This is a genomic window from Oleiphilus sp. HI0128 (assembly GCF_001635365.1).
In genome coordinates this window covers 1-1,920 of sequence record NZ_LWGG01001188.1, presented here as the reverse complement: position 1 = coordinate 1,920, position 1,920 = coordinate 1, and the positions used below count along the sequence as shown (strand labels likewise).

General features: G+C 46.5%; 2 protein-coding genes. Both read left to right on the top strand.

All coding sequences use genetic code 11. From position 1 onward, the window contains the following. The coding region (locus tag A3763_RS20060) for a nitric oxide reductase activation protein NorD (protein ID WP_156495208.1) at nucleotides 1–1,702 on the top strand (1,702 nt) is incomplete at its 5' end. A 36-nt stretch (nucleotides 1,703–1,738) separates the two neighbouring features. Next, nucleotides 1,739–1,920: AAA family ATPase (locus A3763_RS20055; RefSeq protein WP_231872270.1), on the top strand; the 182-nt coding region annotated here is incomplete at its 3' end.

Sequence of the window (1,920 nt, the reverse complement as noted above, 5' to 3'; positions counted from 1 at the left end):
AAGCCCAGGCAAAGTGATAGAAGGTGCAATGGGACGCGAGCTGAAATTTCGTCGTAGACTGATTCAACGTATGGCGGGGACGCATAAGCGAAGTGAATTGGCATGGCAGGATGAACGTAGTCTGCGTTTGCCAACATCACATGCCTTATTTGAAGACAAAGCTTTAAACGAAGATTTATATTTCTGGTTGACGGCCTTGGCCGCTCAACTACCGAAAGTGACGCACTGGTTTACCGATAACCAGCAAGCGACGCTAGAGATCCTAAAGTCAAAACCGGGGTTAAGAGAGCGGTATTTCCGCCTTGTCGACGCGGTTTTGCCTTTGCGACCTCCTTTGGAAAAATTACAGGGTGAAAGACTTGATCGCGAGCTTGCGATACATCAAGCACTAAAAGACCCAGGGAGCGTCGAAACACTCCCGAAAGCGCCGGGCGACCCTTTCCCGATTAGCCTATGGCTCTACCCAGAACCGATTCATGGGGTTAGTGTTGCACCGATTGAAGAAGATGAAGAAGAGCTGCCAGCTGAAAGCAGCGGTGCCCAGACTGAGAAAGTTCGTGGCCCGCGTAAAGATGCTCAGCGCACCGATGATGCCAAGAAGACCGATGGCTTATTAATCTTTATGCTCGATAGCTTATTCAGCTGGACGGAGCATGTTGATCTAGACAGACCTCAGGAAGAGGATGTAGACGATGATGCCAGTTCCGTTGCAGAAGATCTGGATATTATTACGCTTTCTCGTAAGCGCCGGGCTGGCGCAGCTAAGATCAAGTTCGACCTGGATTTACCCGCCCCGCATAACGATGATTTAGCCATTGGTGATGGCATACGCCTTCGTGAATGGGATTACAGAAAGTCTGTCTATATTGAAGACTTTTGTTTATTGCAGCCCATGCTAGCGGATGACGCCGAGCCAAGTGGCGTTCCTGGTCACTTAACTAAAACTGCAAACCAGCTCAGGCATCGATTCAGCGCTTTGAAATTTCAACAGCATTGGCTTCGCCGTCAGCCTTTAGGTAGCGAGCTGGATCTGGATGCCTGTATCGAATCTATTGTTGAGCCTGATACTAATACAGGCAATGACAACTTTTATAAGCACCGTAAAGAAAGCCAACGAGATATTTCCTGCTTGTTATTAGCGGATTTATCTATGTCGACTGATTCGGGAATCAACTCAAATCAGCGTGTGATAGATATTATTCGAGATAGTATCACCTTGTTTGCCGAAGCCTTGAGCAGTGCAGGGGACCCTTTTGCAATCTATGGATTTTCCTCCATCAAGAACAAACAAGTTCGATATAACCTGTTAAAAAACTTCTCTGAACCTTATGGCGATGCCGCACGTGGCCGAATTCTTGAAATCAAGCCGGGATTTTATACGCGAATGGGCGCAGGTATTCGTCAATCAACTGAAGTGTTAAAAACACAAGCAACTCAAAAGCGCCTCATGTTGATTGTTTCAGACGGCAAGCCAAATGATATTGATCACTACGAAGGCCGTTACGGAGTAGAGGATACTCGTAAGGCGGTTCAGGAGGCCAAGCAGCAGGGCTTGCAACCATTTTGTATTACCATCGATGAAGATGGAAACGATTATTTACCTTACCTTTTTGGTGATCATGGTTATGCAGTGATTAGTGATACTGCGCGTTTACCTGCATTGCTGCCAAAAATTTACTTGAACCTTACAGGTCTATCGTAAGACGACAAGGGTCAAGCTTTTTAAATGGAGAAAGACATGCCAACGAATTATCTAGCGCAGGGAAATGAAGTTGTTATCTTCGAGCACGCCGCCAACAATAATTTGCCGGTTTTGATTAAGGGACCTACAGGTTGTGGTAAAACCCGATTTGTTGAGCACATGGCCAAGAAACTTGATCGGCCTTTATACACGATTGCCTGTCATGATGATCTAAGCGC